We start from the raw sequence: 24,056 nt of genomic DNA on the forward strand, positions 1-24,056 counted from the left end.
GCCCATCGGACACCGCAACCTGCCGCGACCTGCGCTCCCCGACGCCACCCGGCCGGCCGGATGATCTTTTCCGGCTTGTCGGGTTCCAGCGGGCCGGACCCGGGGTACCGCCTACCGTCGGATCAGGGCCTGAAGGGGTGCAGATGGCGGACGGGCGGGACGGGGCGCAGCCCCGGCGTGCGCGGGGGCGGCGCAACCAGGCGCAGACCGCGGCGGCGGACCGGGCGCTGCGCGCGGCGCGCGACCCGGAACACGGTGACCGGGCCCGGCGGGGGCCGGCCGGGGTGCCGGCGTGCGTGGACACCCCCGCCCGCCCGCCCGAGCCGACCAGCCGGCTGGCCCGGTGGCTCTTCGAGCACCGGGTGCAGCCGGTCGGCCCGGAGACCCGGGAGCACCAGGCGCCCGCGCACCCGTGGTGGCAGGTGATGTGCCTGACCGGCGTCGACTACTTCTCCACCCTGTCCTACCTGCCCGGCATCGCCGCGGTCGCGGCCGGGGCGCTCTCCCCGCTGGCGACCCTGCTGATCGTGGCGCTGACCCTGCTCGGCATGCTGCCGATGTACCGCCGGGTGGCCCGGGAGAGCCCGCACGGCCAGGGCTCGGTGGCCATGCTGGAACGGCTGCTGCCCTTCTGGCGCGGCAAGATCTTCGTGCTGGTGCTGCTCGGCTTCGTGGCCACCTCGTGGATCATCACGATCACCCTGTCCGCCGCCGACGCCACCGTCCACCTGCTGGAGAACCCGGTCCTGCCGGAGTCCTTCCCGCACGGCGGCACCGCCGCGGTGCTGGTGACCGTGGTGCTGCTGCTGATCCTCGGCGGGGTCTTCCTGATGGGATTCAGCGAGGCGGTGCAGGTCGCCATCCCGCTGGTCGCGGTCTTCCTCGGGCTGAACGCGGTGATCGTGGTCGCCGGCCTCGTCGACGTCGCCGCGGACCCGTCCACGGTCGGCGACTGGACCGCCCGGCTCACCGAACTCGGCGGGGCCGGGGACGTGCTGCGCACCAGCGTGCTCGCCTTCCCGCTGCTGGTCCTGGGGCTGTCCGGCTTCGAGACCGGGGTGAGCATGATGCCGCTGGTCAAGGGGGACGCCGCGGACGCGGAGGCACGGCTGGAAGCCCGCATCCGCAACACCCGCAAGCTGCTGGCCACCGCCGCGCTGGTGATGTCGGTCTACCTCATCGCCACCACGTTCGTCACCACCGTGCTGATCCCGCCGAAGGAGTTCCAGCCCGGCGGGGCCGCCAACGGCCGGGCCCTGGCCTGGCTGGCGCACGAGCACCTGGGCGAGGCGTTCGGCACGGTCTACGACATCAGCAGCATCCTCATCCTCTGGTTCGCCGGGGCGTCCGCGATGGCCGGCCTGATCAACATCGTGCCCCGCTACCTGCCCTCGTACGGCATGGCGCCGGAGTGGTCGCGGGCGGTCCGCCCGGTGGTGCTGGTCTACACCGCGATCAGCGTCGCCATCACGGTCGCCTTCCGCGCCGACGTCAACGCCCAGGCCGGGGCGTACGCCACCGGGATCCTGGCGATGATGGTCTCCGGCGCCATCGCGGTGACCATCTCCGCGTACTCCTCGCGGCGCCGCCTGGCCGGGGTGGGTTTCGCGGTGCTCACCGTGGTGCTGCTCTACGCCCTCACCGAGAACGTCATCTCGAAGCCCGACGGCATCGCCATCTCCGGGCTGTTCATCGCGGGCATCATCGCCGTCTCGCTGATCTCCCGGGTGTCCCGGACCACCGAGCTGCGGGCCGAGCGGATCGAGTTCGACGAGGCGGCCCGCACGTTCGTCGCCGACTCGATCGCCCACGACGGCCGGCTGCACCTGATCGCCAACAAGCGGCAGAGCGGCTCGGTCAAGGAGTACCGGGTCAAGGAGCGGGCGCAGCGTGGGATGAACCCCGTGCCCGGCGCCGCCGACGTGCTCTTCCTGGAGATCGACATCTCCGACCCGTCGCAGTTCAGCGGGGTGCTGCGGGTGCACGGGGTGGAGGTCGGCGGCTACCGCATCCTGCGCGCCGACAGCCCGGCCGCGCCGAACGCCATCGCCGCCATCCTGCTGGCCCTGCAGAACGCCACCGGGGTCCGGCCGCACTGCCACTTCGAGTGGTCCGAGGGCAACCCGATCGCGCACCTGCTGCGCTACCTGATCCTCGGCCGCGGCGACACCCCGCCGGTGGTCCGCGAGATCATCCGCAAGTCCGAGCCGGACCCCACCCGCCGTCCCGGCATCCACGTCGGCGGCTGAGGGCCGTCGCGGCCCGCCGCCCTCCCCGCGCGCCGACCGCCTCCCGGGTACGCCGACCGCACGGCCGTACGGGGGGTTGTCGGCCCGGACACGACAAGGCCCGCGCCTCGGGGGAGCGGGCGCGGGCCGGAGAGCGGGGTGACCTACTTGGACGGCTCGGGGAGCTTGCAGTCCACCTTGGGGTTGGCGCCGATGTAGTTCAGCGGACCGGCCACGATGGTGACCAGGATGGTGCCCGCCTCGGCGCAGTTGGTGTCGTCGTTGCTGTAGTAGCCGCGCTGGCCGGCGGCGATCGCGCCGATGATGAGCCAGATGACGACCAGGACGCCGACTATCGAGGTGCCGCGCATGGGTTGCCTCCACGGGGGTTGTGGTGAGTTCGAGGTGGAGGCCTGATACCCAGAGCGGGTGTCCGGTCAAACGGCGCGGGGCGATCGGCGCGGCTGATTCCGACCATGCCCGGCCGGCTCAGTGCGGCGGGGACGGGTCCTCCGGCGGCCGTCCCCGGCTGCGCAGGTGGTCGGCGATCGCCACGCCGGCGAGCACCAGCATGGCGCCGAACGCGGCGTAGACCGGCGCGAGGAACAGCGCAGCCGGTGCGATGGTGAGCAGCGCCAGCAGCCCGCCGGGCCGGGAGCGGGAGACCCGGCTGAACACCTCGTACTCGAAGGCGGCGCGACCGGCCAGGAACATCGCTGGCCCGCCGAGGATGACGGCCACCCAGGCCGGCGGCGTGTGCCCGGTCGGTTCGAGCAGCACCAGGTCGAAACCCGCAGCCGTGGTCACCACGCCGGCCACCAGCAGCAGGTGGGTGTAGGGCGCGGTGTGCAGGAACCGGCTCGGTTGCTTCGACTGGGCGATGGCGTGCGGCAGCAGCTCCCCGGACTTGTGCGTGTAGATCCGCCAGAGCAGCAGGGTGGTGAAGAAGGCGATGGTGAAGGCGGCGATGTTCTCCACCTCGGAGTGGTGGAGGCTGAAGACGGTTCCGGTGACGAGGATGGCGTCGCCCAGGGCGATGATGAAGAACTGCTGGTAGCGCTCGGAGAGGTGCTCCGCGGTGATGTTGCGCTGGGTGTCCGGCACTACACCCAGGCCGGGTACCGGGTAGGCCAGGCGGAAGCCGACGTAGTCGATGGCCAGGGCCAGCGCCCAGAGCCACTCCCGGACGTCACCGTGGGTGATCGCCCCACCGATCAGCCATGGCAGCGCGGAGACGGCGAACCAGACGAAGATCCGGGCTGCTCGGCGCTGGGTCTGCCGATGGTGCCGGACCGCCGGTATGAGGAAGAGTCCGCGTCCGATATGGATCGCCACGTACGTCCCGGCGAAGACGAGCCCACGGGCGCCGAAGGCCTCGGGGATGGCGGTGGTCATCAGCAGGGCGCCGAACATCACGCCGGCGATCAGCAGCTTGATCTCGGGACGCCGCGCGTCGTACATGTCGGTGACCAGGGTGGTGATCGCCCAGGTCCACCACATCGCCATCAGCATGATCAGCGATTGGAAGGCCTGTTCCCAGCCGAGGTGGGTGATGAGGCCGCGGGAGATGAGCGCGAGCGCGACCACGTACACCAGGTCGAAGAAGAGCTCCAGCAGGGTCACCCGACGGGGTGACTCGGGGTCACGAACCGGGGGCCGCCGGTTGGCGGGCTGCTCCGGCGTGGCGAAGGGCACGAGCTGCTCCTGCGGTGGCGGGATCGGCGCGGCGGGCCGTCCGGCCCTTCACCGACCGTAGCGACGGTCGCGCATGCTCGTGTCCGTTCCGCCCTTTCCACCCGATTGCCCGGGCGCCGGCTCGGGCGGAAACCGCGAGGCAGGCGGCGCGGGCCGGCCGTCCCCGTGGTGTCCCGGGCCGGTAGGCGGTGCCCACCGGCCCGGGGACAGGTCAGGCGTCCTCGCCGGTGCCCGCCGGCAGCGCCTGCTCGGCCTCGGCGCGGGCGCCGGCCAGCAGCTTCGCCTGCTGCGACCAGGTCGCCAGGCTCGGCGCGGCACGCAGGCCGGCGGCCCTGATGGTCTCCCGCAGCGCTGCCTCGTCCAGCTCGGCGAGCTGCTGGTACGTACGGATGCCGGCGGCCTGCAGGGCGGCGGCCATCTTCGGCCCGACGCCCTGGATCCGGCGGAAGTCGTCCGCTGGCGCGTCGGTGCCGCTCTCCGCCGCGGCCGGCGCGGCGTCCTCCACGGCGGCGCGCGGCGCGGGCACGACCGCCGGGCCGGCGCCCTCCTGCGCCGCGACCGGCTCCGCGACGGCCGGCTCCGTTACGGCCGGCTCCGCGACGGCCGGCTCGGTGACGGCCGGCTCGGCGACCGGCTCCGGCTGGGCCTCGACCGCCGCGTCGGCGGCGACGACCTCGGCGGGCGTGGTGTCGGAACTCTCGGTGGAGGGCAGGGTGGTGGCCTCGGCGGCCAGGGTGGCGGCGGCCGGCGGAGCCTCCTGCTCCACCGGGGCCGGCTCCTCGGTCACCGCGGTCGGCGCGGGAACCTCGTCGACGACGGCCTCCGGCCGCTCCTCGTCGACGGTGGCCCCGGCCGCCGGCTCACCCTCCACCGTGGTCGTCGCCGGCTCGGCAGCGGCCCGTCGACCGCTCACCACCCAGCCGACCACCAGTCCCACCAGCAGGGCCAGGATCAGGACCAGCCATTGCCCGAAACTCGACGGCACGGCCAACCTCCTCGTATGTGTGTGCGTGACAATCGCGAGAAAACTCGGGGCAGCTTCGCACACGCACGGCGGCGGCGACAGAGAGGTCCGCCGCTCTCGTCGCTGGTGGGACGGGGTGGTGTCGGCCCGTGGCGGTGGGATGACCGAGCGTGTGCCACGGCCGGCCACAAGGGGGCGTCCCGGACCCTGGTGCCGTGCGGGTCCGGGCGCCCCGGCCGAGCGCCGCCTCAGCAGAGCGGCCGGGGCGCCGGCGTGTCGGCGGCGTCCCAGCTGTAGAAGCAGTCGGCCACGGCGTCCCGCGGGGAGCGCCACGTCGGCAGGTACGGCGACGTGTGCGCGGAGAGCCGCTCGTTCACCATCCGGTACAGCGGGTGCTCGCGCGCCCCGGCCGCCACGTCCGGGTCGACGTCCGTGGTCTCCATAAGGTGTACGCAGAGGTCGTGCAGGTAGTACAGGGACCGGTGGCGGACGCCGGTCAGGCGGGGTAGCTCGGTCCCGTCGGACTCGGCGAAGATCTGTGCCACCCGTCCCTGCGCGCCGGGCACGATCCGGCTGACGACCAACAGTCGGCTCATCGGGACCCCTCTCGCCGGTGCTGCCCCCGCCGAGGAGTGGCGGACGCCGTGTGGGCCACAGCGTTGCCGAGCGGCTGTCACCTCCCCGTCACCGACGGGCGTGCGTCGGTGACATCGGCCGTGACGTCCCTTGTGGCCGGCGTCGCCGGGTCACCGCTGGCCGGGGCCGGCGGGCGCGGTCGGGCCGCGCTGCGGTGCCGGGGTGCCGGGCGGTCCGGTGCGGTCGGTGCGGCGCGGCGGCGGCTCCCGCCGGGTGGCGTGGCGGATCGGGGCGAGCGTGTCGGCGAGCAGCGCGCACATCGCGGCGGAGGGCTCCAGCCGCAGCTCGCGCAGGAGCAGGTCCCGGTAGACGTAGAAGGCGTGCACCGCCTCGAAGGCGTTCCCCTCGGCCAGGTGGATCCGGACCACCAGGCGGTGCGGCGTCTCCCGCAACGGCTCGGCGGCCATCGCCTCCAGGGCCGCTTCCAGGGCCTCGCCGTGCCGGCCGGCGGCGAGGTGGTTGCCGGCGAGTTCCTCCAGCATGTGCAGCCGCAGCTGGCGCAGTCGTTCCCGCTCCAGCAGCACCCAGTCGTCGTACCAGCCGGGAAGCAGGTCGTGCCGGGCCGTGGCGCCGGCGGTACGGGGGATCTCGCCGTCGCGGACCCGGGCGGCGGCCTCGACCAGCTCGTCGACGTCGAGGTAGACGGTGTCGCCGAGCCGGACGGTGTCACCGTCGGTGAACAAGGGGCAGCACGGGTCCTGGCGCAACCGCCACAGGGCGGTCCGCAGCGACGACAACGCCCGTTCCTCCGAGGTCTCCGGCCAGAGCAGGCCGGCCAGGTGGCTGCGGGTGGCGGACGGGTGGAGTCCGATCAGGGCGATGACCCGTTGCAGGCCCCGGGGCACCACCACCGGGACGTCGTCGTGCAGCAGCCGGAAGCCGCCCAGCAGGTGCAGCGACACCCGCGGGGCGGACGGGTCCCCGGCCGTCGGCATTCTCGATTGACCGGACACGGGCGCACCCCCTGCACCGGAACCCACGTCCCGACCGTCTGCTGATGCCCGGCTCGGCTGCCCGCGACCCCGGTGTCGGAGCGGCTCCGCCTCGGCGGCGGACGCCGCTGTCGCCGGGCTGACAAAGACGGAGATTATCAACGATGGTTACGCTGGGTCAACAGCTCGTCATCAATGCGACCGTCTCTCCTGGACTCGCTCAAAACTACGCTGAACTGCGAGGAAGTGTCGCCATGCCGGTACCGGTAAGTTGATCTCCCCATAGCTTACGCACAGCTAGCGTCAACGCAGCGTCACGAGAGCCGGGCCCGGATGGCGATCCGATGACGCCGCGTTGACGCCCCCGGCGGCACCGTGGCGGCAGTCGTCCGGCGGACCGGTGGCGCTCGCCCCGGAACGCATCCCAGGGGAGGCTGTCCATGGACCGCTCGCTCATCGTCGCCAAGGTGCTGCCGACCGCCGAGGAACGGGTCGCCGAGATCTTCGCCGAGTCCGACGCGACCGACCTGCCCGGCCTGGTCGGCGTCCGGCACCGTTCGCTCTACCGGCTGCACGACCTGTACGTGCACCTGCTGGAGACGGAGCGGCCGACCGAGGGCGCGGTGGAGGACGCCCGGGGCCACCCCGAGTTCGTCCGGGTCAGCGAGCGGCTGCGGCCGTACATCTCGCCGTACCTGACGACCTGGCGGTCCCCGCGGGACGCCATGGCGCACTGCTTCTACCGGTACGACGCCCCCGGACGGCGGCCGTGACCACCACCGCTCCCCGCGACGAGCAGCTCTGGTCCCGGTGCGACGGATGCGCCTCGCTGCTGTACCGCAAGCGGCTGCGGCGCAACCTGGACGTCTGCCCCGAGTGCGGATCGCATGCCCGGCTCGACGCCCCCGACCGGGTGGCGCAGCTGACCGACCCGGAGTCGTTCACCCCGCTGCCGGAGCGGGCGGTACGGGTCGACCCGATCGGCTTCGTCGACGTGCTGCCGTACCCGCACCGGCTCAGCGCGGCGCGCGCCGGCACCCGGCTGGACGAGGCGGTGCTCTGCGGCACCGCCCGGATCGGCGGGCACCCCGTCGCCCTGGCGGTGATGGACTTCCGCTTCCTCGGCGGCAGCCTCGGCTGCGCCGTCGGCGAGCTGATCACCCGGGCCGCCGAACACGCGCTCGCGGAGGAGGTGCCGCTGGTGCTGGTCACCGCCTCCGGCGGCGCCCGGATGCAGGAGGGCGCGCTGTCGCTGATGCAGATGGCCACGGTCAGCCAGGCCATCGCCGGGCTGCGCGAGGCGGGCCTGCTCTCCGTCAGCGTCATCACCGACCCGACGTACGGCGGCGTGGCGGCCTCCTTCGCCACCAACACCGACGTCGTGCTCGCCGAGAGCGGGGCCCGGATGGGCTTCGCCGGCCCCCGGGTGATCCGCCAGGTCACCGGCGCCACCCTGCCCGAGGGCTTCCAGACCGCCGAGTTCCTGCTCCGGCACGGGCAGGTGGACATGGTGGTGCCCCGGCACGCGCTGCGCGGCCGGCTGACCGCCCTGCTCGGCGCGGCCCGCGCCGGCCGGGCCGCCCGGCGTCCACCCGTACCCCGGCAGCAGCCGGCGCCCCGACCCACGCCCGTGGGCGGCGTCGCCGCGCCCGCGACGGCGGCCGGCCCGGAGCGGGACGCCTGGGAGACGGTCCGCACCGCCCGGCACCCCGGCCGGCCGACCACCCTGGACTACCTGGAGACCGCCTTCGACGGCTTCGTCGAACTGCACGGCGACCGGCTCGGCGCGGACTGCCCGGCCGTGCTCGGCGGGCTGGCCCGGCTCGACGGCCGGCCGGTCATGGTGATCGGCCATCAGAAGGGACACACCACCGCCGAGCTGGTCACCCACAACTTCGGCATGGCCAGCCCGGCCGGGCACCGCAAGGCGCTGCGGCTGATGCGCCTCGCCGCCCGGCTCGGCCTGCCGGTGGTCACCCTGGTGGACACCCCCGGCGCCGACCCCGGGGTCGACGCGGAGCAGCAGGGGCAGGCGGCGGCCATCGCCGAGAACATCCTGGCGCTGAGCGTGCTGCCCACCCCGGTGGTCGCGGTGGTCACCGGGGAGGGCGGCAGCGGCGGGGCCCTCGCGCTGGCGGTCGCCGACCGCGTGCTGATGCTCGAACACGCCGTCTATTCGGTGATCAGCCCGGAGGGCTGCGCGGCGATCCTCTGGCCGGACAGCTCCGCGGCCCCGCAGGCCGCCCGCGCGCTGCGGCTCACCGCCGCCGACCTGCGCCGGCTCGGGGTGGTCGACGAGGTGGTCCCCGAACCCGAGCCCGCCGCCCACGGCGATCCGGCCGGCGCCGCCGACCTGCTCGGCCGGGCCCTGGCGGCGAACCTCACGGCGCTGCTCGACGTGCCGCCGGCCACCCTGGTCCGGCGCCGCCGGCAGCGGTTCCGCCGCTACGGCGCGGCCCGCACGGCGGAGCCGGCGCGATGAGCGCGGGGGAGGGTCCGGAGGACGTGCTGGACGGGCTGCGCCGGCAGGCCCGCCGACTCGTCGCCGAGCTGGCCGGCCCGGTCCGCCGGGTCCGGCTGCGCAGCGGCGGCACGATGCTGGAGGTCGAATGGCACGGACCGGCGGCCGTGCCACGCGCCGACCCAGAACCGGTCTCGGAGCCGGCGGCGCAGCCCGCGCCGACGTCGGACCGGCGGGCCGTGCGGGCGCCCGTGGTGGGCACGTTCTACCGCGGCCCGGAACCCGGCGCCGCGCCCTTCGTCGCCGTCGGCGACCTGGTTCGACCCGGCCAGGTGGTCGGCATCGTCGAGGCGATGAAGCTGATGAACGAGGTCGCCGCCGACCAGACCGGGCGGGTGGCCGAGGTGCTGGTCGAGGATGGCAAACCCGTCGAGTACGACCAGCCGCTGATCGCCCTGGAACCGCTCACCGCGCGGGGTGACTGATGTTCGAGAAGGTGCTGATCGCCAACCGGGGCGAGATCGCGCTGCGGGTGCTGCGGGCCTGCCGGGAGCTGGGGATACGGACCGTGGTGGTGCACTCCAGCGCCGACGCCGACTCGCTGCCGGTCCGGCTGGCCGACGAGACCGTCCGAATCGGACCGGCCGCCAGCCGGCAGAGCTACCTGAACGCCGCCGCGATCGTCGAGGCCGCCCGGCAGACCGGGGCACAGGCCGTGCACCCCGGCTACGGCTTCCTCTCCGAGGACGCCGACTTCGCCGAGATCTGCGCGGAGAACGGGCTCACCTTCGTCGGGCCGCCGCCGCAGGTGATGTCCGCCCTGGCCGACAAGTCCATCGCCCGGGCGCTGATGAGCAGGGCCGGGCTGCCGCTGCCACCGGGCAGCGTGCGGACCGTGCCGACGGTGGCCGACGCCCTGGCGGTGGCGGCCGAGGTCGGGTACCCGGTGATCGTCAAGGCCGCCGCCGGCGGGGGCGGGCGCGGGATGACCGTGGTCCGCGCCGCCGCGGACCTGCCCCGCGCGTACGCCCGCACCCGGGCCGCCGCCCAGGTCGCCTTCGGCGACGACCGGGTGTACGTCGAGCGGTACCTCACCGACGCCCGGCACGTCGAGGTGCAGGTGCTCTGCGACGGGCACGGCAACGGCATCCACCTGGGCACCCGGGACTGCTCGGTGCAGCGCCGCCACCAGAAGCTGATCGAGGAGGGCCCCGCCCCGGCGCTGCGACCGGCCACCCTGGACACCCTCGCCGAGATCGCCCTGCGCGGCGTCCTGTCGGTCGGCTTCACCGGCGCCGGGACCGTCGAGTTCCTCGTCGACGAGGCGGAGGGGTGCCACTTCCTGGAGATCAACTGCCGGATCCAGGTCGAGCACCCGGTCACCGAGCTCGTCACCGGCGTGGACCTGGTGCACGAGCAGCTGCACATCGCCGCCGGGACGCCGCTGCGCTGGCGACAGGACCAGATCCGGCTGCGCGGGGTGGCCATCGAGTGCCGGGTGAACGCGGAGGACCCGGGCCGCGACTTCGCCCCCGCGCCCGGCCGGCTCGACCGGTTCCGGCCGCCCGGCGGCCCGTTCACCCGGGTCGACACCCACGGCCACCCGGGCTACCTGGTCAGCCCGCACTATGACTCGCTGCTGGCCAAGGTGGCCGTCTGGGCGCCGGACCGGGCCGGCGCGTTGGACCGCCTGGACCGCGCGCTCGGCGAGTTCGAGGTGGCCGGACCGGGTGTCCGTACCACCATCCCGTTCGTCCGGCGGGTGCTGCGCGACCCCGTCTTCCGCGCCGCCCGGCACACCACCGGACTGGTGGACCAGTTGCTCACCCCGCCCGACGCGACCCGGCCCCCCGCCGCCGTACCCGCCGTGCCCGGCACCGATCCCCCAGCCGCCGCCCGCGCCGAGGCCCACCCGGCCGGCCGTACGCCCGTCACCGCCGCGCCCGCCGCCGGCCCGCCCGTCAGGAGGACCCGATGACCGTCGCCCCCGACCGCCAGCTCGCCAGCGAGATCACCGACATCCTGGTCACCCACTGTGGCCTGGACGCGGAGGCCGCCGCCCGCACGCCGGCCGCCAGCCTCGAGGAACTCGGCATGGACTCGCTCGCCCTGCTGGAGTTGTCCGCGGTCGTCGCCGACCGGTGGCGGGTGAAGATCCCCGAGCAGGCCAGCCAGCTCAGCATCGCCGGCGTTGCCGACCTGGTGGCCCGGAAGGCCGACCCGCCCGGACACACCGAGAACGCGATCGACATCGCCGCCCCGCTGCCCCTGGTCTGGGACGTCACCAACGACGTCGCCCACTGGCCCGACCTGTTCACCGAGTACGCCGTCGCCGAGATCCTGCGCCGGGAGGGCGACACGGTGCGGTTCCGGCTCACCATGCACCCCGACGAGAACGGGGTGGCCTGGAGCTGGGTCAGCGAACGCACCGCCGACCCGGCCACCCGGCAGGTCCACGCCCACCGGGTGGAGACCGGCCCGTTCGAGTACATGCGCATCCACTGGCGCTACGACGAGATCCCCGGCGGCACCCGGATGACCTGGGTGCAGGACTTCGCCATGAAGCCGGACGCGCCCGTCGACAACGCCGGCATGACCGAACGGATCAACACCAACAGCAAGGTCCAGCTCGCCGTGATCAAGCAGCGGATCGAGCGGCGGGCGGCCGAGGCCGGCCAGGGAGGTCGCGATGCCTGACACCACCACCGCCCCGATCGCCGCCCGGGACGTCCCCGCCGACCGGCGGCGCGGCGGCGAACTGCGGGTGCTGCTCGGCCCGAAGACCGTCGGCAGCACCTCCGGCTTCATGGGCGTGGCGGCCCTCGCCCCCGGGGAGCGGATCGCGGAGCACTACCACCCCTACAGCGAGGAGTTTCTCTACGTCGCCCGCGGCGCCATCACCGTCGACCTGGACGACCGTCCGGTGCCGCTGGCCGCCGGGGAGGCGCTCTTCGTCTCCCGGAGCGTCCGGCACCGGCTGCGCAACACCGGCGACGAGGCGGCCGAGGTGGTCTTCCACCTCGGCCCCCTCGCCCCCCGCCCCGAACTCGGCCACGTCGACACCGAGGTCGCGCCGCCACCCCGGGAACCGTCGTGACCGGCCGGCGGACGGTGGTCACCGGCGTCGGCGTCGTCGCCCCCGGCGGGGCCACCCGGGACCGGTTCTGGAAGACCATCACCGAGGGGCGCACCGCCACCCGCCGGATCAGCTTCTTCGACCCGTCGCCGTTCCGCTCGCAGATCGCCGCCGAGTGCGACTTCGATCCCGACGCCGCCGGGATCACCCTGGCCGAACGGCAGCGTGCCGACCGGTACGTACAGTTCGCCCTGGCCTGCTCCACCGAGGCGCTCGCCGACAGCGGCCTCACCCTCACCGACGCCGCGCGCGACCGCGCCGGCGTGGTCCTCGGCACCGCCGTCGGCGGCACCATGGCCCTGGAACGGGAGTACGTGCGGGTCAGCGACTCCGGCCGACACTGGCTGGTCGACCACGCCCTCGGCGGCCCGTACCTCTACCAGGCGCTGGTCCCCAGCAGCCTGGCCGCCGACGTGGCCTGCCGGCACGGCCTGCACGGCCCGGCCCAGGTGGTCTCCACCGGCTGCACCTCCGGCATCGACGCCATCGGGTACGCCCACCAGCTGGTCGCCGACGGCGAGGCGGACATCGTGCTGGCCGGGGCCGCCGACTCGCCGATCTCCCCGGTCACCGTCGCCTCCTTCGACGCCATCCAGGCGACCAGCCCGGACAACGACGACCCGGAGCACGCCTCCCGGCCGTTCGACGCCGACCGGCACGGCTTCGTCCTCGCCGAGGGAGCCGCGGTGCTCGTGCTGGAGGAGGCCGAGCACGCCCGCCGCCGCGGCGCGCACGTCTACTGCGAGGTGGCCGGCTACTCCAGCCGCAGCAACGGCTTCCACATGACCGGGCTGCGCCCCGACGGGGCGGAGATGGCGGTGGCCATCGCCGACGCGCTGCGCCAGGCCCGGCTCGCCCCGTCGGCCGTCTCCTACGTCAGCGCGCACGGCTCCGGCACCCGGCAGAACGACCGGCACGAGACCGCCGCGTTCAAGCGGGCCCTCGGCGCGGCCGCCTACCGGGTGCCGATCAGCTCGATCAAGTCGATGGTGGGGCACTCGCTCGGCGCGATCGGCTCGATCGAGATGGCCGCCTGCGCCCTGGCCATCGAGTTCGGCGTGGTGCCGCCCACCGCCAACTGGACCACCCGCGACCCGGAATGCGACCTGGACTACGTGCCCAACGAGGCCCGGGAGGTGCCGGTCGACGTGGCGCTCTCGGTGGGCAGCGGCTTCGGCGGCTTCCAGTCCGCGATGCTCTTCCGCCGCCTGGCGGTGACCCGGTGACCGTCCGGGCGGTGGTGACCGGGATCGGGGTGGTGGCGCCCAGCGGCGTCGGCGCCGAGGCGCACTGGGCCACCGTGCTCGCCGGCACCCGGTGCACGGGCCCGATAACCCTGTTCGACCCGGCCACCTACCCCGCCCGGGTCGCCGGGGAGGTGCCCGACTTCGACCCGGGCGGGTACGCCGACACCCGGCAGCGGGTGCAGACCGACCGGTGGAGCCATCTCGGCTTCGCCGCCACCCGGCTGGCCCTGGCCGACGCCGGGCTGCCCGAGGTGTCGCCCGACCCGTACCGGTGGGCGGTGACGCTGGCCAGCTCCTCGGGCGGGAACCTGTTCGGGCAGCGGGAGCTGCAACGGCTCTGGGGCGGGCCGACCCGGACCGTCGGGGCGTACCAGTCGATCGCCTGGTTCTACGCCGCCAGCGTCGGGCAACTCTCCATCCGCCACCAGTTCAAGGGCCCGTCCGGGGTGACCGTGTCCGAGTCGGCCGGTGGGCTGGACAGCCTCGCCCACGCGGTGCGGACCGTCCGGCGGGGCACCCCGGTGGTGATCGCCGGCGCGACCGAATGCCCGCTCAGCCCGTACGCCCTCGCGTGCCAGCTCCGCTCCGGGCTGCTCAGCGACGTGGCGGACCCGGAGCGGGCGTACCGGCCGTTCGACGCCGACGCGCGCGGCTACGTGCCCGCCGAGGGCGGCGCGGTGTTCGTGGTGGAGGAGCTGGGCCACGCCCTGGCGCGGGGTGCCCGGGTCTACGGCGAGATCACCGGCTGGGCGGCCACCCACGACGCCGCCCCCACCGACCGGGACGCCGGCCCCGATCCGGCCCACTACGCCCGGGCGCTGCGGCTGGCCCTGGACCGGGCCGGGGTCCGCGCGCACGACGTGGACGTGTTCTGGCCGGACGCGCTCGGCGTGCCCACGTACGACCGGGCCGAGGTGGCCGCCCTCCGCGCGGTGTTCGGTGACCGCATGCCGCCGGTGACCACCCAGAAGCCGCTGACCGGCCGGGCCCACCAGGGCGGTTCGGCGCTGGACGCGGCCACCGCGCTGCTCGCCTTCCAGCACGACCTGCTGCCCGCCTCCGCCGGCCCCGAGCGACCGGCCGCGGGGTGCGAGCTGACCTTCCTGCGCCAGCCCCGCCGCCCACGCAGCCGGATCGCACTCGTCGGCGCGCGCGGCTTCGACGGCTTCAACAGCGCCCTGGTGCTGCGCGGCGCCGCGCCCCCACCACCGGCCGGTTAGCGGGCGCCAGGTCGGCGACGTGGCGGTGTCCGGGGAGCCCGACACCGCCATTCCTCCGATCTCGGCACTGTCCGGACAGGACGGCAGGAGTCGGCGGCCGGCGATGTACCGAGCCGGCGTACCGGCCCGATACTGCCTGTCCGATCGATCCTGAGCAATCCACCCAGCCGCTTTTCTTGATCTAGCCATTTGCATGTAGCTATGTCATGACGGACCGTCGTAGGGTTCCGACAGCACCCCGGAGAACGCACATGTTGGGCGGATATCGCCCACTTTCATGCTGGGCGGTGGGCGGTCGTGACAGCACATCCTATGGCGGAAGATCCTGCGCCGGCAGCGGCGAGTTGGGTGGACGACATCCTGTTCACCGGCCGTCCCACCGACATTTGTCTGCGTCTTCCCGAACCGGTCGACAAGGGCACGTTGCACCGGCTGGTGCGCGAGGCGCAGATCCGGCTCGCCGACGCCGGACTGCGCCCCGGCGGTGCCGCCGCGCTGCGCCTGCCGCCGTCCCTGGCGTACGTGGTGAACCTCCTCGCCACCTGGCGCAGCGGTGCCCAGGCCGTCCTGCTGGACCACCGGCTGACCGACCACGAGGTCGCGCGGGCCCTGGACCGGCTCACCCCGCAGGTGGTGGTGGCCCCGGAACGGACCGGCGGGGGAGCGCTGCGGATCTTCGTCGAGGTCACCGAGGCGATCACGGCATACTCCGATCGGCCGGCCGGCAGCCCGCACGCCGTCATCCAGCTCAGCTCCGGCTCCACCGGACCGTCCAAGGTGATCGGCCGCACCGCCGAGGACCTGGTCGGCGAGGTGCACCGGTACACCCGGATCGACGGCGTCGCCCTCCCCGGCGAGCGGATCATCCTGCTGCCCTCCATGGTGCACGTGCTCGGCCTGGTCGGCGGACTCCTCTACGGGCTGCACGCCGGGGTCGAGCTGTGCCCGCCCGAGCGGCTCAGCGGCGACGCGATCCTCGCCGCCGTCGCCGCCGAGGACACCCCGGCCACCGTCCTCGGCGTGCCCTTCCACATCGGACTGCTCGCCTCCACCCGCCCGGCCGGGCCGCTGCCGCAGCTCAAGCGGATGACCACCGGCGGGGAACTGGTCCCGGCCGCCGTCGCCCGCGCCTTCACCGACCGCTACGGCGTCCCGCTGGGCAACATGTACGGGATGACCGAGGTCGGCGTCATCGGCACCGACCTGTACGGGAAGAACCGGCCCGCCATCGCCCCCGCCCCCGGCATCCGGGTCCGGGAACAGGACGGCGAGCTCTGGGTGAGTTGCCCGGCCTCCCCGTACGTGGGGCTCGCCGACCCGACCCGCTGGGCCGACGGCTGGCTGCACACCCGGGACGCCGGCAGCGTCGACCCGGACACCGGGCTGGTCACCATCAAGGGCCGGCTCGACTCGCAGGTGTCGGTCGGCGGCATGAAGGTCGACCTCACCGAGGTGGAGTCCACCGTCGCCGAGCTGCCCGGGGTGGGCGCCGCGGTGGTGGTCTGGGACGACGGGATCACCGCGTACGTCCAGCCCGACGGGCCGCTGTCCGAGGAGACCCTGGACAAGCTGCTCGCCGAACGCCTGGCCGGCTACAAGCGGCCGCATACCCTGCACCTGCTCGACCAGCTGCCGCGCACCACCACCGGCAAGCTGGTCCGCTCGGCGACCGTGCTGCGGGACGCGGCGTCATGACCGGCCCGCTATACGAGGGCGACCTCGACCAGTCCGCCCGCCCCGGCCACCGCCACCGCGAGCACCAGGCCGTCCCCGGCCTCCGGGTGGCCCACCCGCAGGCCCGGCCGGTCAGGGAGCGGGCGCAGCAGATCACCGCCCGGCGCCGGCATCCGGCGGCGCAGTCCGCCGTCGCGCAGCCCGGCGCCGAGGGCCTTGCCGACCGCCTCCTTCGCCGTCCACAGGCGCAGGAAGTCCAGCCCCCGGCCGGCCCGGTCGCGGGCCCGCAGCCAGGCCGCCTCGGCCGGGTCGTACCAGCGGTCGGCCAGCGCCAGGGCGGGCAGCCGCCGGCACCGTTCGACGTCGACCCCGACCGGGCCGCCCGGCCGGGCGGCCACCACCACCAGCCCGTCGACGTGGCTGACGCTCACCGGCAGCGTCCGCCCGTCCGGGACGTACACCTCCGGGCGCCCGCCGGGCGTCCGTCGCACCCCGATCTCCGCCTCGGCCCGGTCGAGCAGCGCGCCACCCGCGCATCGCAGCAGCCGCCGCGTCAGCTCCCGCTGATCGCCGGCGGTACGGCCGGTCCACACGTACACGGTGTCCCGACCGGGCACCGGTAGCTGGTTCACGGAAAGAGGTTAAGGCCATGCGAGACGAGGTCCGCACCTTCGTCATCGAGCAGCTCGCCGACATGAACTACGACGTCGATGACCTCGACGACGACACCACCCTCGGCCCCTCCGGCGTCGACCTCGAGTCGCTGGCCCTGGCCGACCTCGCCGTCCGGGTGGAGGACCGGTACGGCCTGAAGTTCGCCGACGACGAGTCGGAGAAGCTGGCCCTGATGACGGTCGGCGAGTTCACCACCATGGTCGCCGAGCGGGTGGCCGCGAAGAACGACAACTCCTGATGGCCGGTCAGCCCGACCTGGGGCGAGCTGACCTGGTGAGCATGCTCGCCGAACTGACCGCGAAACCCGTCGACCAGGTGCCCGACCGGATCGGCTCGATGGAGCTGGCCTGGCTGGTGCACCTCGTCGAGCAACGCTACGACCGCCGGCTGGATCTCTCCGACGACCAGCTCGCCGGCATCCGCACCGTGGACGACGCGCTCGCGGTGTTCCACAGCTCGCTGACCGCGCCCGCAGATGGCTGAGCGGGAGCAACCGACGATCACCGGCGTCCACGCGCTCAGCGCCCTCGGCAGGGGCGTCGACGCGCTGCTCGCCGGGGTGCTCGCCGGCACCCCGGCGTTCGCGCCGGTGCGCCGGTTCGACACCACCGGCCGCCGGGTCACCGTGGCGGCCACCCTGCCGGAGGTCGGCACCCTCGCCGACGAGCTGGCCGACGCGATCGACGGCGCCTGCCGGGCGGCCGGGCTGGACCGGGCGCGGCGGGCAAAGTCCGCCCTTTTCCTGGCCACCCACGGCGGGCCGCCCGCGCTGCCCGCACCCACCGCCGACCCGCCGGAGCCGGCGGCGCTCGCCGGCCGGCTGGCCCGCCGCTGCGGTCTCGGCGGACGGACCCGGGTCTACACCACCGCCTGCGTGTCGGCGAGCACCGCGGTCGCCGACGCGGCCACCCTGATCGGCCGGGGCGACCTGGACCGGGTGGTCGTCGCCGCCGGCTACCTGGTCGAACCCGACCAGTACGCGCTCTTCGACGCCGGCCGGGCGTTCGCCGCCGACGGGGCGGTCCGCCCGTTCAGCGCCGGACGGCAGGGGCTGCTGCTCGGCGACGGGATCGCGGCCGTGGTGCTGGAGTCCGCCCCGGCGGCCCGCCATCGGGGCGCGACGACACTGGCGACCGTGGTCGGCTGGGGTCGGGCCGGGGATGCGTACCACCCCTGCCAGCCCGACCCGCGCGGGCGCGGACTGGCCCGGGCGGTGGCCGCGGCGCTGCGCCGGGCCGGGCTGCCCGCCGCGGCGGTCGGCTACGTCAACGCCAACGCCACCGGCACCCCGTACAGCGACGCCTCGGAGGCGGCGGCGCTGCGCGCGGCGCTCGGTGACCTCGCCGGCCGGATCCCGGTCAGCTCCACCAAGTCGGTGCACGGGCACGCCCTGGAGGCGTCCGGCCTGCTCGAACTGGTGGTCACCGTGCTCGCCCTGCGGCACGGGAAGCTCCCGGTCAACGCCGGCTTCCTCGGCCCCGACGAGTCCTGCCCGCTGGACGTCATCACCGACGCCCCCCGCCCCGCGGCGCTTGCCCACGCGCTGACCCTGAACGCCGCCTTCGGCGGCGCCAACACCGCCCTCCTGGTCGGTGCCCCATGACCGCCCCCGACCCGACCCGCCGATCTTGCACTTCCGGTGTGGGCGAACGGGGCGAACACCGCACAACGCCAACCCGAAACGCAAGATCGCCGAAGCGGGGGGAGCGGGTGCGGGTGGTGGCGGAGGGGCGGTGGCCGGAGGTGGGGGACGGGGTGGTGCCGGGGGTGGCGGGGTTCGTGCACTCGGACTTCGCGCCGGTGGTGGTGGCGGTGGCTGACCGCTGCCTGGCCCGCGCGTTCGGCGATCCGCCGCTGCCGCGCGACAACCGGACGGCGGTGGTGCTGGTCAGCGCGAGCGGGGACCGGGCCAGCGCCCGGCACGTCCGGGCCACGGTGGCCGCCGGGGGCCGGATCGGCCCGCTCTTCTTCTTCCAGTCGGTGCCGAACAGCGTCGCCGGACACGTCGCGGCCCGCTGGGGACTGGACGGACCGGTGGTCTGCCTGAGCCCCACCGGCGACCCGCGGACCGAGGGCGCCGCCGAGGCGGACCTGCTGCTGTACGACGGCGACGCCGACCAGGCGTTGCTGATCCTGATCGAACAGGCACCCGACGGTACGCCGAGCGAGGCGGTCGCGGTGCTGCTGGGGGAGGAGACACGTCAATGAGGACGAAGGGACTGCGCGGCGCACTCGCCGCCGACCCCGAACTCGGCGCGGGCAACGTGCTGGCCCGGGTGCTGGCACACGGCGCCGACGCGGACGGTCCGGGGCTCACCTTCGACACGGCGGTCGACGGTCACCCGGCCGAACACCCGCTGACCCTGGGCCAGCTCGACGCGCTGGTCGACGCCCGGGCCGCCTGGTTGCACGAGCGCGGCGTACGCCGGCGCGACCCGATCGCGGTCTGGGCCGGGACCGCCGCCGACATGGTGCTGTCGTTCCTGGCGCTGACCCGGCTCGGCGCGATCCCGGCGCTGATGAACGGCAAGCTGCGCCCGGAGATCGCCGCCGAGTACATCCGCCGGCTGCGCGCCGCCGGCGTGCTCGCCGACACCGCGCACGCCGACGCCCTGCGGGGACACGACCTCGGCGCGCCGCTGCTCGGCCAGCCCGCCGAGGCGGGCACCGGCGACCCGGCCGCCGCCCCGGCCCCCTATCGGCACCACCCTGAGGACCCGATCGTCATCACCCACACCTCCGGCACCACCGGGGTGCCGAAGGCGGTGCTGCACTCGCACGCCAGCCTCTTCGCCGCCACCCGGCACCTGCTGTCCATGCCGCAGGCGCAGGGCACCAGCCGGATCCTCAACGCGCTGCCCGCGCCGCACACCGCGACCGTGCTGATGGTCAACCAGGCGCTGGGCAACCGGGCGGAGATGTTCCTCCTCTCCGAGCAGGGCGGGGATCGGGTGCTCGACGCCATCCAGCGGTGGCGGCCGGACGGGGTCTTCGGCTTCTCCGTCACCTGGGCGGAACTGGCCCGCTTCGACCTGTCCGCGTACGACCTGGACTCGGTGCGGCTGTGGTTCAACACCGGGGACTGCTCGCACGAGCCGCACGTGCGCCGGCTCGTGGCGGTCGGGTCGCGGGACGTGATGACCCGGGAGGGGGTGAAACGGGTTCCCGGCTCGGTCTTCATCGACGGGCTCGGCTCCAGCGAGATGGGGCACTCGATGTTCCACATCACCCACACCACCGACACCGACCGGTACGGCCGCTGCGTCGGCCGCCCGTACCAGTTCACCAAGGTCGCCGTCCTCGACGAGCAGGGCGACGAGCTGCCGCCGGGCCAGGTCGGCTGGCTCGGCATCGACTCGCCGTCGCTGTTCCGCGGCTACTGGAACGACTCGGTCACCACCTACCGGTTCCGGCTGCGCGGCTGGTACCTCACCGGCGATCTGGTCCACGCCGACGAGGAGGGTCGCTACTACCACCTGGACCGGGCCGTCGACTCGGTCGAGGTCGGCGACGGGAGGCGGTTCTTCACCGCCCTGTCCGAGGAGCGGATCCTCGCCGCCTGCCCCGACGTCACCGACTGCACTGTGGTCATCGTCAGGGAGGGCGACGCGGTGGTGAGCGACGTGCTCCTGGAACTGGCCGCCGGTGCGGACTCCGACGAGGACCGTACCGAGCGGATCCGGGCCGCCCTCGGTCCCGACGTCGGGGCCACCCTGCGCCGCGTGGTGCCGGTGCGCGCCGACGACATGCCGGTCACCGTGACCGGCAAGGTCCGCAAGGTGGCGCTGCGCGAGCGCTACCTCACCGAGACCCCGTCATGACCGCCGTCATCACCGGCATGGGGCTGTTCACCCCGGCCGGGCGCGGCGTCGAGGCGACCTTCGCCGCGCTGACCACCGGCCGGTCCGGGTTGCGCCGCCCACCCGAGGGGCACCCGGCCCGGGACAGCCTCGAGGTCGCCGGGGTGCTGCCGGAGATCGACCCGCGCAGTGTGGCGTCCGGCCCGGAGACCAGGGTCCTCGACCGGATCGTGCTGCTCGCCCTGCTCACCGCCGCCGAGGCGCTCGCCGACGCCGGCATCGAGGTGGGCCGGGACGTCGACCCGGCCCGGATCGGGGTGATCGTCGGCGGGGTCGGCGGCATGTCCACCCTGGAGAGCCAGGTGCTCGCCCGGGCCGCCCGGGGCCGCGCGGCGGTCAGCCCGTACCTGCTCACCGGGATCCTGCCGAACATGCCGTCCGCCCGGATCGCCATCGCCCACGGCATCCGGGGCTACAGCTCCTCGGTCGGCACGGCCTGCGCGTCCGGTGCCCAGGCCGTCGCCGACGCGGTCCGCCTCATCCGGGCCGGCGAGGCGGACGTGGTGGTCTGCGGGGCGAGCGAGGCGCCGCTCTTCCCGACCTTCGCCGACACCTTCGGCAACGCCCGGGCCCTGGCCCGGGGCTGGGACGACCCGGCCGAGGCCAGCCGCCCGTTCGACAAGCGGCGCAACGGCTTCGTCCTGGCCGAGGGGGCGGCGCTGCTGGTGCTGGAACGCGCCGAGCACGCCGCCGCCCGGGGCGTCACCGGCTACGCCGAGGTCGCCGGGTACGGGGTGAACACCGACGCGTACCACCCGACCGCGCCCCGGCCGGACGGCGCCGGGGCGGCCGAGTGCATGCGCCGCGCCCTGGCGAGCGGGGGTGTGGCGCCGGCGCAGGTCGGCTACGTCAACGCGCACGGCACCGGCACCAAGCTCGGCGACATCGCCGAGACGACCGCGCTCGCCGACGTGTTCGGCACCGGCGGGGTGCCGGTCAGCTCCACCAAGGGGCTCACCGGGCACCTGCTCGGTGCCTCCGGGGTGCTGGAGGCGGCGGCCACCGCCCTGGCGCTCGGCCGGGGGCTGCTGCCGCCGACGTACCACCTCGACGACCCGGACCCGGAGTGCGAGGCCGACCACGTGCGGGCCGCGCCCCGGGCCACCCGGACCGAGCACGCGCTGACCAACTCGTTCGGGTTCGGGGGGCAGAACGTCAGCCTGCTGCTGCGCCGCGTCGCTGGTCCGGCGCGGCGGGCCGCCGCGACCGCGGCGGCCCCGGACGGCGGATCGGGGAGGTGATCCGACGGTCCATGCCGGGCGCGGTGCGCCCGCACGCCAGGCACGGGGGGAAATGGGGAAGGGACAAATGCAAGTCAATGGCATAGATCATGTCGAACTGTACGTGGGGGACGCCCGGCAGGCCGCCTTCTACTTCGACACCGCGGTCGGCTTCCGGCTGTGCGGCCAGGGCGGCCCGGAGACCGGGCTGGCCGACCAGCGCTCACTGCTGCTTGCCCAGGCCGACATCCGGATGCTGCTCACCTCCGGCCTGACCGCCGACCACCCCGCGTCGGCGTACGTGCGACGGCACGGCGACGGCATCGCCGTGGTCGCCCTCGAGGTCGACGACGCCGCCGGGGCGTACGCGGAGCTGTTGGCCCGGGGTGCGACCGGGGTGACCCCACCGCGGACCCACCGCGACGCGGACGCCGAGGTGATGGTCGCCGAGGTCGGTGGCTTCGGCGACGTGCTGCACCGGCTCGTGCAGCGGCGCGGCGACCGGACCCGGTTCCTGCCCGGGGCGATCGAGCCGCTGCCGGCCGGCGACGGCGACGAGCTGCTCGCCGAGATCGACCACCTGGCCGTCTGCGTGCCGCCGGGCCAGCTCGACGACACGGTGAAGCACTACGCGGAGGTCTTCGGCTTCGCGGAGATCTTCGAGGAGCACATCGAGGTCGCCGGGCAGGCGATGAACTCCAAGGTGGTGCAGAGCCCGACCGGGCGGGTCACCCTGGTGCTGCTGGAGCCGGACACCAGCGCCCGGCCCGGGCAGATCGAGGACTTCCTGCGCTGGCACGCCGGCGCCGGGGTGCAGCACCTCGGACTGCGCACCGACGACATCGTCACCGCGGTCGGCGCCCTCGCCGACCGGGGCGTCCGGTTCGCCGGCACCCCGGCCGCCTACTACGACGACCTGGAGGCGCGGGTCGGCAAGGTGGACGCGCCGCTGGACCGGCTCCGCGACCTGAGCATCCTGGTCGACTCCGACCACGGCGGCCAGCTGCTGCAGATCTTCACCGAGTCGATGCACGTGCGCCGCACCCTCTTCCTCGAACTCATCGAGCGGCGCGGGGCGCGCACCTTCGGCAGCGGCAACATCAAGGCGCTCTACGAGGCCAAGGAACGCGAACTGGCCGCGGCGGGGGCGACCCCCGCCGTCGCGGCCGGAGGGGTGCGGGCATGACCACGACACATCCGGCACTGACCGCCGACGAGGAGGCCCTGCTCCCCTCCGCGGAGGACGTGCGTCACTACGCCGAGCACGGCTGGTACCTGTCGAAGAAGCTGTTCACCGACGAGGAGGTGGACGAGCTCGTCGCGGCGACCGACCGCTACTACGCCGGGGAACGCGACCGCCGCCTGCCGGTCCGGCCCCCGCGCCTGGCCTACTGGGACCCGGCCAAGGGCGACGTGCAGCGGCACAACGACTACGTGCACTACGAGCACGACGCCATCGGTCGGATCCTGCGCAAGCCGCTGATCGGGGCGGTCGCCGCCCGGCTCGCGCAGGCCGACGAGATCCGGGTCTTCCAGTCCACCCTGATCTGGAAACCGCCGATCTCCGGCGAGCCGTCCAACATCGTGCCCTGGCACTTCGACAAGCACTACTGGGCGTCGTCGAGCTCGGAGAGCATGCTCACCGCGTTCATCCCGTTCCACGACTGCGGCGAGGAGATGGGCACCATCACCATGGTCGACGGGTCGCACCGCTGGCAGGAGATCGGCGCCGACGACACCGTGGTCCGGCACTTCGCCGACCGGGACCGCGACCAGCTCGACGTCATGCTCGCCGAGAACGCCGCGCACAACGGCGCCGAGATCCGCAAGGTCCCCATGGTGATCCCCAAGGGACACCTGAGCTTCCACCACTGCCGCATCTACCACGGCAGCGGCGCGAACGTCAGCGACCGCCCCCGCCGGGCGATCTCGCTGCACCTGCAGGACGGCGGCAACGCCTGGCGGGAGTATCCGCTCTCCGACGGCACGCTCGCCGCGTACAACCACGACGTGCTGGTCGGCCGCACCCGCGAGGGCCGGCCGGACTACGCCGACCCCGAATTCTGCCCGGTCATCTGGCGCGACCGCGCCCAGCAGGGAGGCTGACC

23 protein-coding genes and 1 pseudogene are annotated in these 24,056 nt (G+C 74.4%); 18 read left to right on the forward strand and 6 right to left on the reverse strand.

Annotation, left to right across the window (positions count from 1 at the left end; genetic code table 11):
• Positions 1-143 precede the first annotated feature (143 nt).
• Positions 144-2,249, forward strand: coding sequence for an APC family permease (locus tag ACZ6S5_RS07810; protein WP_465998874.1), 2,106 nt, complete (start codon positions 144-146; stop codon positions 2,247-2,249).
• A 143-nt stretch (positions 2,250-2,392) separates the two neighbouring features.
• On the opposite strand, the gene ACZ6S5_RS07815 is transcribed toward ACZ6S5_RS07810, so the two are convergent.
• The 5 genes from ACZ6S5_RS07815 to ACZ6S5_RS07835 form a co-directional block, all read right to left on the reverse strand.
• Positions 2,393-2,599 carry a hypothetical protein gene (locus tag ACZ6S5_RS07815; RefSeq protein WP_452310604.1) on the reverse strand — a complete coding sequence of 69 codons (207 nt, stop codon included), beginning with the start codon at positions 2,597-2,599 and terminating at the stop codon, positions 2,393-2,395.
• A 118-nt stretch (positions 2,600-2,717) separates the two neighbouring features.
• Positions 2,718-3,923 (reverse strand): low temperature requirement protein A, encoded by a 1,206-nt coding sequence (locus ACZ6S5_RS07820; RefSeq protein ID WP_465998876.1) that lies wholly within the window; start codon positions 3,921-3,923, stop codon positions 2,718-2,720.
• Positions 3,924-4,134: 211 nt separating this feature from the next.
• Positions 4,135-4,908 (reverse strand): helix-hairpin-helix domain-containing protein, encoded by a 774-nt coding sequence (locus tag ACZ6S5_RS07825; protein WP_465998878.1) that lies wholly within the window; start codon positions 4,906-4,908, stop codon positions 4,135-4,137.
• 227 nt (positions 4,909-5,135) lie between these two features.
• On the reverse strand, positions 5,136-5,483 hold the full coding sequence (locus ACZ6S5_RS07830; RefSeq protein WP_465998880.1) for a TcmI family type II polyketide cyclase: 348 nt from the start codon (positions 5,481-5,483) through the stop codon (positions 5,136-5,138).
• A 150-nt stretch (positions 5,484-5,633) separates the two neighbouring features.
• Positions 5,634-6,458, reverse strand: a complete 825-nt coding sequence (locus ACZ6S5_RS07835) for an AfsR/SARP family transcriptional regulator (RefSeq protein ID WP_465998882.1) — start codon at positions 6,456-6,458, stop codon at positions 5,634-5,636.
• 437 nt (positions 6,459-6,895) lie between these two features.
• Between ACZ6S5_RS07835 and ACZ6S5_RS07840 the strand changes: the two genes are divergently transcribed.
• The 9 genes from ACZ6S5_RS07840 to ACZ6S5_RS07880 all read left to right on the forward strand — a co-directional run bounded on the left by ACZ6S5_RS07840 (position 6,896) and on the right by ACZ6S5_RS07880 (position 16,214).
• Complete coding sequence (locus ACZ6S5_RS07840) at positions 6,896-7,228, forward strand: TcmI family type II polyketide cyclase (RefSeq protein ID WP_465998884.1); 333 nt, start codon at positions 6,896-6,898, stop codon at positions 7,226-7,228.
• Entirely contained in the window at positions 7,225-8,937 is a 1,713-nt protein-coding gene (locus tag ACZ6S5_RS07845; protein ID WP_465998886.1) for an acetyl-CoA carboxylase carboxyltransferase subunit alpha, read from the forward strand. The genes ACZ6S5_RS07840 and ACZ6S5_RS07845 overlap by 4 nt, the downstream gene beginning before the upstream one ends.
• Positions 8,934-9,401 (forward strand): acetyl-CoA carboxylase biotin carboxyl carrier protein, encoded by a 468-nt coding sequence (accB, locus tag ACZ6S5_RS07850; RefSeq protein ID WP_465998888.1) that lies wholly within the window; start codon positions 8,934-8,936, stop codon positions 9,399-9,401. The genes ACZ6S5_RS07845 and accB overlap by 4 nt, the downstream gene beginning before the upstream one ends.
• Entirely contained in the window at positions 9,401-10,894 is a 1,494-nt protein-coding gene (locus ACZ6S5_RS07855; protein WP_465998890.1) for an acetyl-CoA carboxylase biotin carboxylase subunit, read from the forward strand. Before accB ends, ACZ6S5_RS07855 begins: the two co-directional genes overlap by 1 nt.
• A complete protein-coding gene (locus ACZ6S5_RS07860; protein ID WP_465998892.1) occupies positions 10,891-11,613 on the forward strand; it encodes an SRPBCC family protein in 723 nt (240 codons plus the stop codon). The genes ACZ6S5_RS07855 and ACZ6S5_RS07860 overlap by 4 nt, the downstream gene beginning before the upstream one ends.
• On the forward strand, positions 11,606-12,013 hold the full coding sequence (locus ACZ6S5_RS07865) for a cupin domain-containing protein (RefSeq protein ID WP_465998894.1): 408 nt from the start codon (positions 11,606-11,608) through the stop codon (positions 12,011-12,013). Before ACZ6S5_RS07860 ends, ACZ6S5_RS07865 begins: the two co-directional genes overlap by 8 nt.
• Positions 12,010-13,278, forward strand: a complete 1,269-nt coding sequence (locus ACZ6S5_RS07870; RefSeq protein ID WP_465998896.1) for a beta-ketoacyl-[acyl-carrier-protein] synthase family protein — start codon at positions 12,010-12,012, stop codon at positions 13,276-13,278. The genes ACZ6S5_RS07865 and ACZ6S5_RS07870 overlap by 4 nt, the downstream gene beginning before the upstream one ends.
• A complete protein-coding gene (locus tag ACZ6S5_RS07875) occupies positions 13,275-14,519 on the forward strand; it encodes a beta-ketoacyl synthase N-terminal-like domain-containing protein (RefSeq protein WP_465998898.1) in 1,245 nt (414 codons plus the stop codon). Before ACZ6S5_RS07870 ends, ACZ6S5_RS07875 begins: the two co-directional genes overlap by 4 nt.
• Before the next feature lie 312 nt (positions 14,520-14,831).
• On the forward strand, positions 14,832-16,214 hold the full coding sequence (locus ACZ6S5_RS07880; protein ID WP_465998900.1) for a class I adenylate-forming enzyme family protein: 1,383 nt from the start codon (positions 14,832-14,834) through the stop codon (positions 16,212-16,214).
• An 11-nt stretch (positions 16,215-16,225) separates the two neighbouring features.
• On the opposite strand, the pseudogene ACZ6S5_RS07885 reads toward ACZ6S5_RS07880, so the two are convergent.
• Positions 16,226-16,825, reverse strand: a pseudogene (locus ACZ6S5_RS07885) (4'-phosphopantetheinyl transferase family protein); the annotation flags it as partial.
• Between the two features lie 17 nt (positions 16,826-16,842).
• On the opposite strand from ACZ6S5_RS07885, the gene ACZ6S5_RS07890 reads away from it, so the two are divergent.
• The 8 genes from ACZ6S5_RS07890 to ACZ6S5_RS07925 all read left to right on the forward strand — a co-directional run bounded on the left by ACZ6S5_RS07890 (position 16,843) and on the right by ACZ6S5_RS07925 (position 24,054).
• Positions 16,843-17,106 (forward strand): phosphopantetheine-binding protein, encoded by a 264-nt coding sequence (locus ACZ6S5_RS07890; protein WP_465998902.1) that lies wholly within the window; start codon positions 16,843-16,845, stop codon positions 17,104-17,106.
• Positions 17,106-17,351, forward strand: a complete 246-nt coding sequence (locus ACZ6S5_RS07895) for an acyl carrier protein (RefSeq protein WP_465998904.1) — start codon at positions 17,106-17,108, stop codon at positions 17,349-17,351. The genes ACZ6S5_RS07890 and ACZ6S5_RS07895 overlap by 1 nt, the downstream gene beginning before the upstream one ends.
• A complete protein-coding gene (locus ACZ6S5_RS07900; RefSeq protein ID WP_465998905.1) occupies positions 17,344-18,471 on the forward strand; it encodes a beta-ketoacyl-[acyl-carrier-protein] synthase family protein in 1,128 nt (375 codons plus the stop codon). The genes ACZ6S5_RS07895 and ACZ6S5_RS07900 overlap by 8 nt, the downstream gene beginning before the upstream one ends.
• 113 nt (positions 18,472-18,584) lie before the next feature.
• Complete coding sequence (locus ACZ6S5_RS07905) at positions 18,585-19,076, forward strand: beta-ketoacyl synthase chain length factor (RefSeq protein WP_465999101.1); 492 nt, start codon at positions 18,585-18,587, stop codon at positions 19,074-19,076.
• Entirely contained in the window at positions 19,073-20,689 is a 1,617-nt protein-coding gene (locus ACZ6S5_RS07910; protein WP_465998907.1) for a class I adenylate-forming enzyme family protein, read from the forward strand. Before ACZ6S5_RS07905 ends, ACZ6S5_RS07910 begins: the two co-directional genes overlap by 4 nt.
• Complete coding sequence (locus tag ACZ6S5_RS07915) at positions 20,686-21,969, forward strand: beta-ketoacyl-[acyl-carrier-protein] synthase family protein (protein WP_465998909.1); 1,284 nt, start codon at positions 20,686-20,688, stop codon at positions 21,967-21,969. The genes ACZ6S5_RS07910 and ACZ6S5_RS07915 overlap by 4 nt, the downstream gene beginning before the upstream one ends.
• Before the next feature lie 67 nt (positions 21,970-22,036).
• Entirely contained in the window at positions 22,037-23,134 is a 1,098-nt protein-coding gene (gene hppD / locus ACZ6S5_RS07920) for a 4-hydroxyphenylpyruvate dioxygenase (RefSeq protein ID WP_465998911.1), read from the forward strand.
• On the forward strand, positions 23,131-24,054 hold the full coding sequence (locus tag ACZ6S5_RS07925) for a phytanoyl-CoA dioxygenase family protein (protein WP_465998912.1): 924 nt from the start codon (positions 23,131-23,133) through the stop codon (positions 24,052-24,054). The genes hppD and ACZ6S5_RS07925 overlap by 4 nt, the downstream gene beginning before the upstream one ends.
• The last annotated feature ends 2 nt before the right edge of the window (positions 24,055-24,056 follow it).

The organism is Micromonospora sp. NPDC051924, assembly GCF_055586005.1.

What these genes read in the sequence shown, in the direction of transcription:
- ACZ6S5_RS07895 (WP_465998904.1), top strand. Translation starts at nt 17,106, where the DNA reads ATGGCCGGTCAGCCCGACCTGGGGCGAGCTGACCTGGTGAGCATGCTC.
- ACZ6S5_RS07840 (WP_465998884.1), top strand. Translation starts at nt 6,896, where the DNA reads ATGGACCGCTCGCTCATCGTCGCCAAGGTGCTGCCGACCGCCGAGGAA.
- ACZ6S5_RS07925 (WP_465998912.1), top strand. Translation starts at nt 23,131, where the DNA reads ATGACCACGACACATCCGGCACTGACCGCCGACGAGGAGGCCCTGCTC.
- ACZ6S5_RS07815 (WP_452310604.1), bottom strand. Translation starts at nt 2,599, where the DNA reads ATGCGCGGCACCTCGATAGTCGGCGTCCTGGTCGTCATCTGGCTCATC.
- hppD (WP_465998911.1), top strand. Translation starts at nt 22,037, where the DNA reads ATGCAAGTCAATGGCATAGATCATGTCGAACTGTACGTGGGGGACGCC.
- ACZ6S5_RS07915 (WP_465998909.1), top strand. Translation starts at nt 20,686, where the DNA reads ATGACCGCCGTCATCACCGGCATGGGGCTGTTCACCCCGGCCGGGCGC.
- ACZ6S5_RS07880 (WP_465998900.1), top strand. Translation starts at nt 14,832, where the DNA reads ATGGCGGAAGATCCTGCGCCGGCAGCGGCGAGTTGGGTGGACGACATC.
- ACZ6S5_RS07910 (WP_465998907.1), top strand. Translation starts at nt 19,073, where the DNA reads ATGAGGACGAAGGGACTGCGCGGCGCACTCGCCGCCGACCCCGAACTC.
- ACZ6S5_RS07890 (WP_465998902.1), top strand. Translation starts at nt 16,843, where the DNA reads ATGCGAGACGAGGTCCGCACCTTCGTCATCGAGCAGCTCGCCGACATG.
- ACZ6S5_RS07855 (WP_465998890.1), top strand. Translation starts at nt 9,401, where the DNA reads ATGTTCGAGAAGGTGCTGATCGCCAACCGGGGCGAGATCGCGCTGCGG.
- ACZ6S5_RS07860 (WP_465998892.1), top strand. Translation starts at nt 10,891, where the DNA reads ATGACCGTCGCCCCCGACCGCCAGCTCGCCAGCGAGATCACCGACATC.
- ACZ6S5_RS07865 (WP_465998894.1), top strand. Translation starts at nt 11,606, where the DNA reads ATGCCTGACACCACCACCGCCCCGATCGCCGCCCGGGACGTCCCCGCC.
- ACZ6S5_RS07835 (WP_465998882.1), bottom strand. Translation starts at nt 6,458, where the DNA reads ATGCCGACGGCCGGGGACCCGTCCGCCCCGCGGGTGTCGCTGCACCTG.
- ACZ6S5_RS07810 (WP_465998874.1), top strand. Translation starts at nt 144, where the DNA reads ATGGCGGACGGGCGGGACGGGGCGCAGCCCCGGCGTGCGCGGGGGCGG.
- ACZ6S5_RS07830 (WP_465998880.1), bottom strand. Translation starts at nt 5,483, where the DNA reads ATGAGCCGACTGTTGGTCGTCAGCCGGATCGTGCCCGGCGCGCAGGGA.
- ACZ6S5_RS07900 (WP_465998905.1), top strand. Translation starts at nt 17,344, where the DNA reads ATGGCTGAGCGGGAGCAACCGACGATCACCGGCGTCCACGCGCTCAGC.
- accB (WP_465998888.1), top strand. Translation starts at nt 8,934, where the DNA reads ATGAGCGCGGGGGAGGGTCCGGAGGACGTGCTGGACGGGCTGCGCCGG.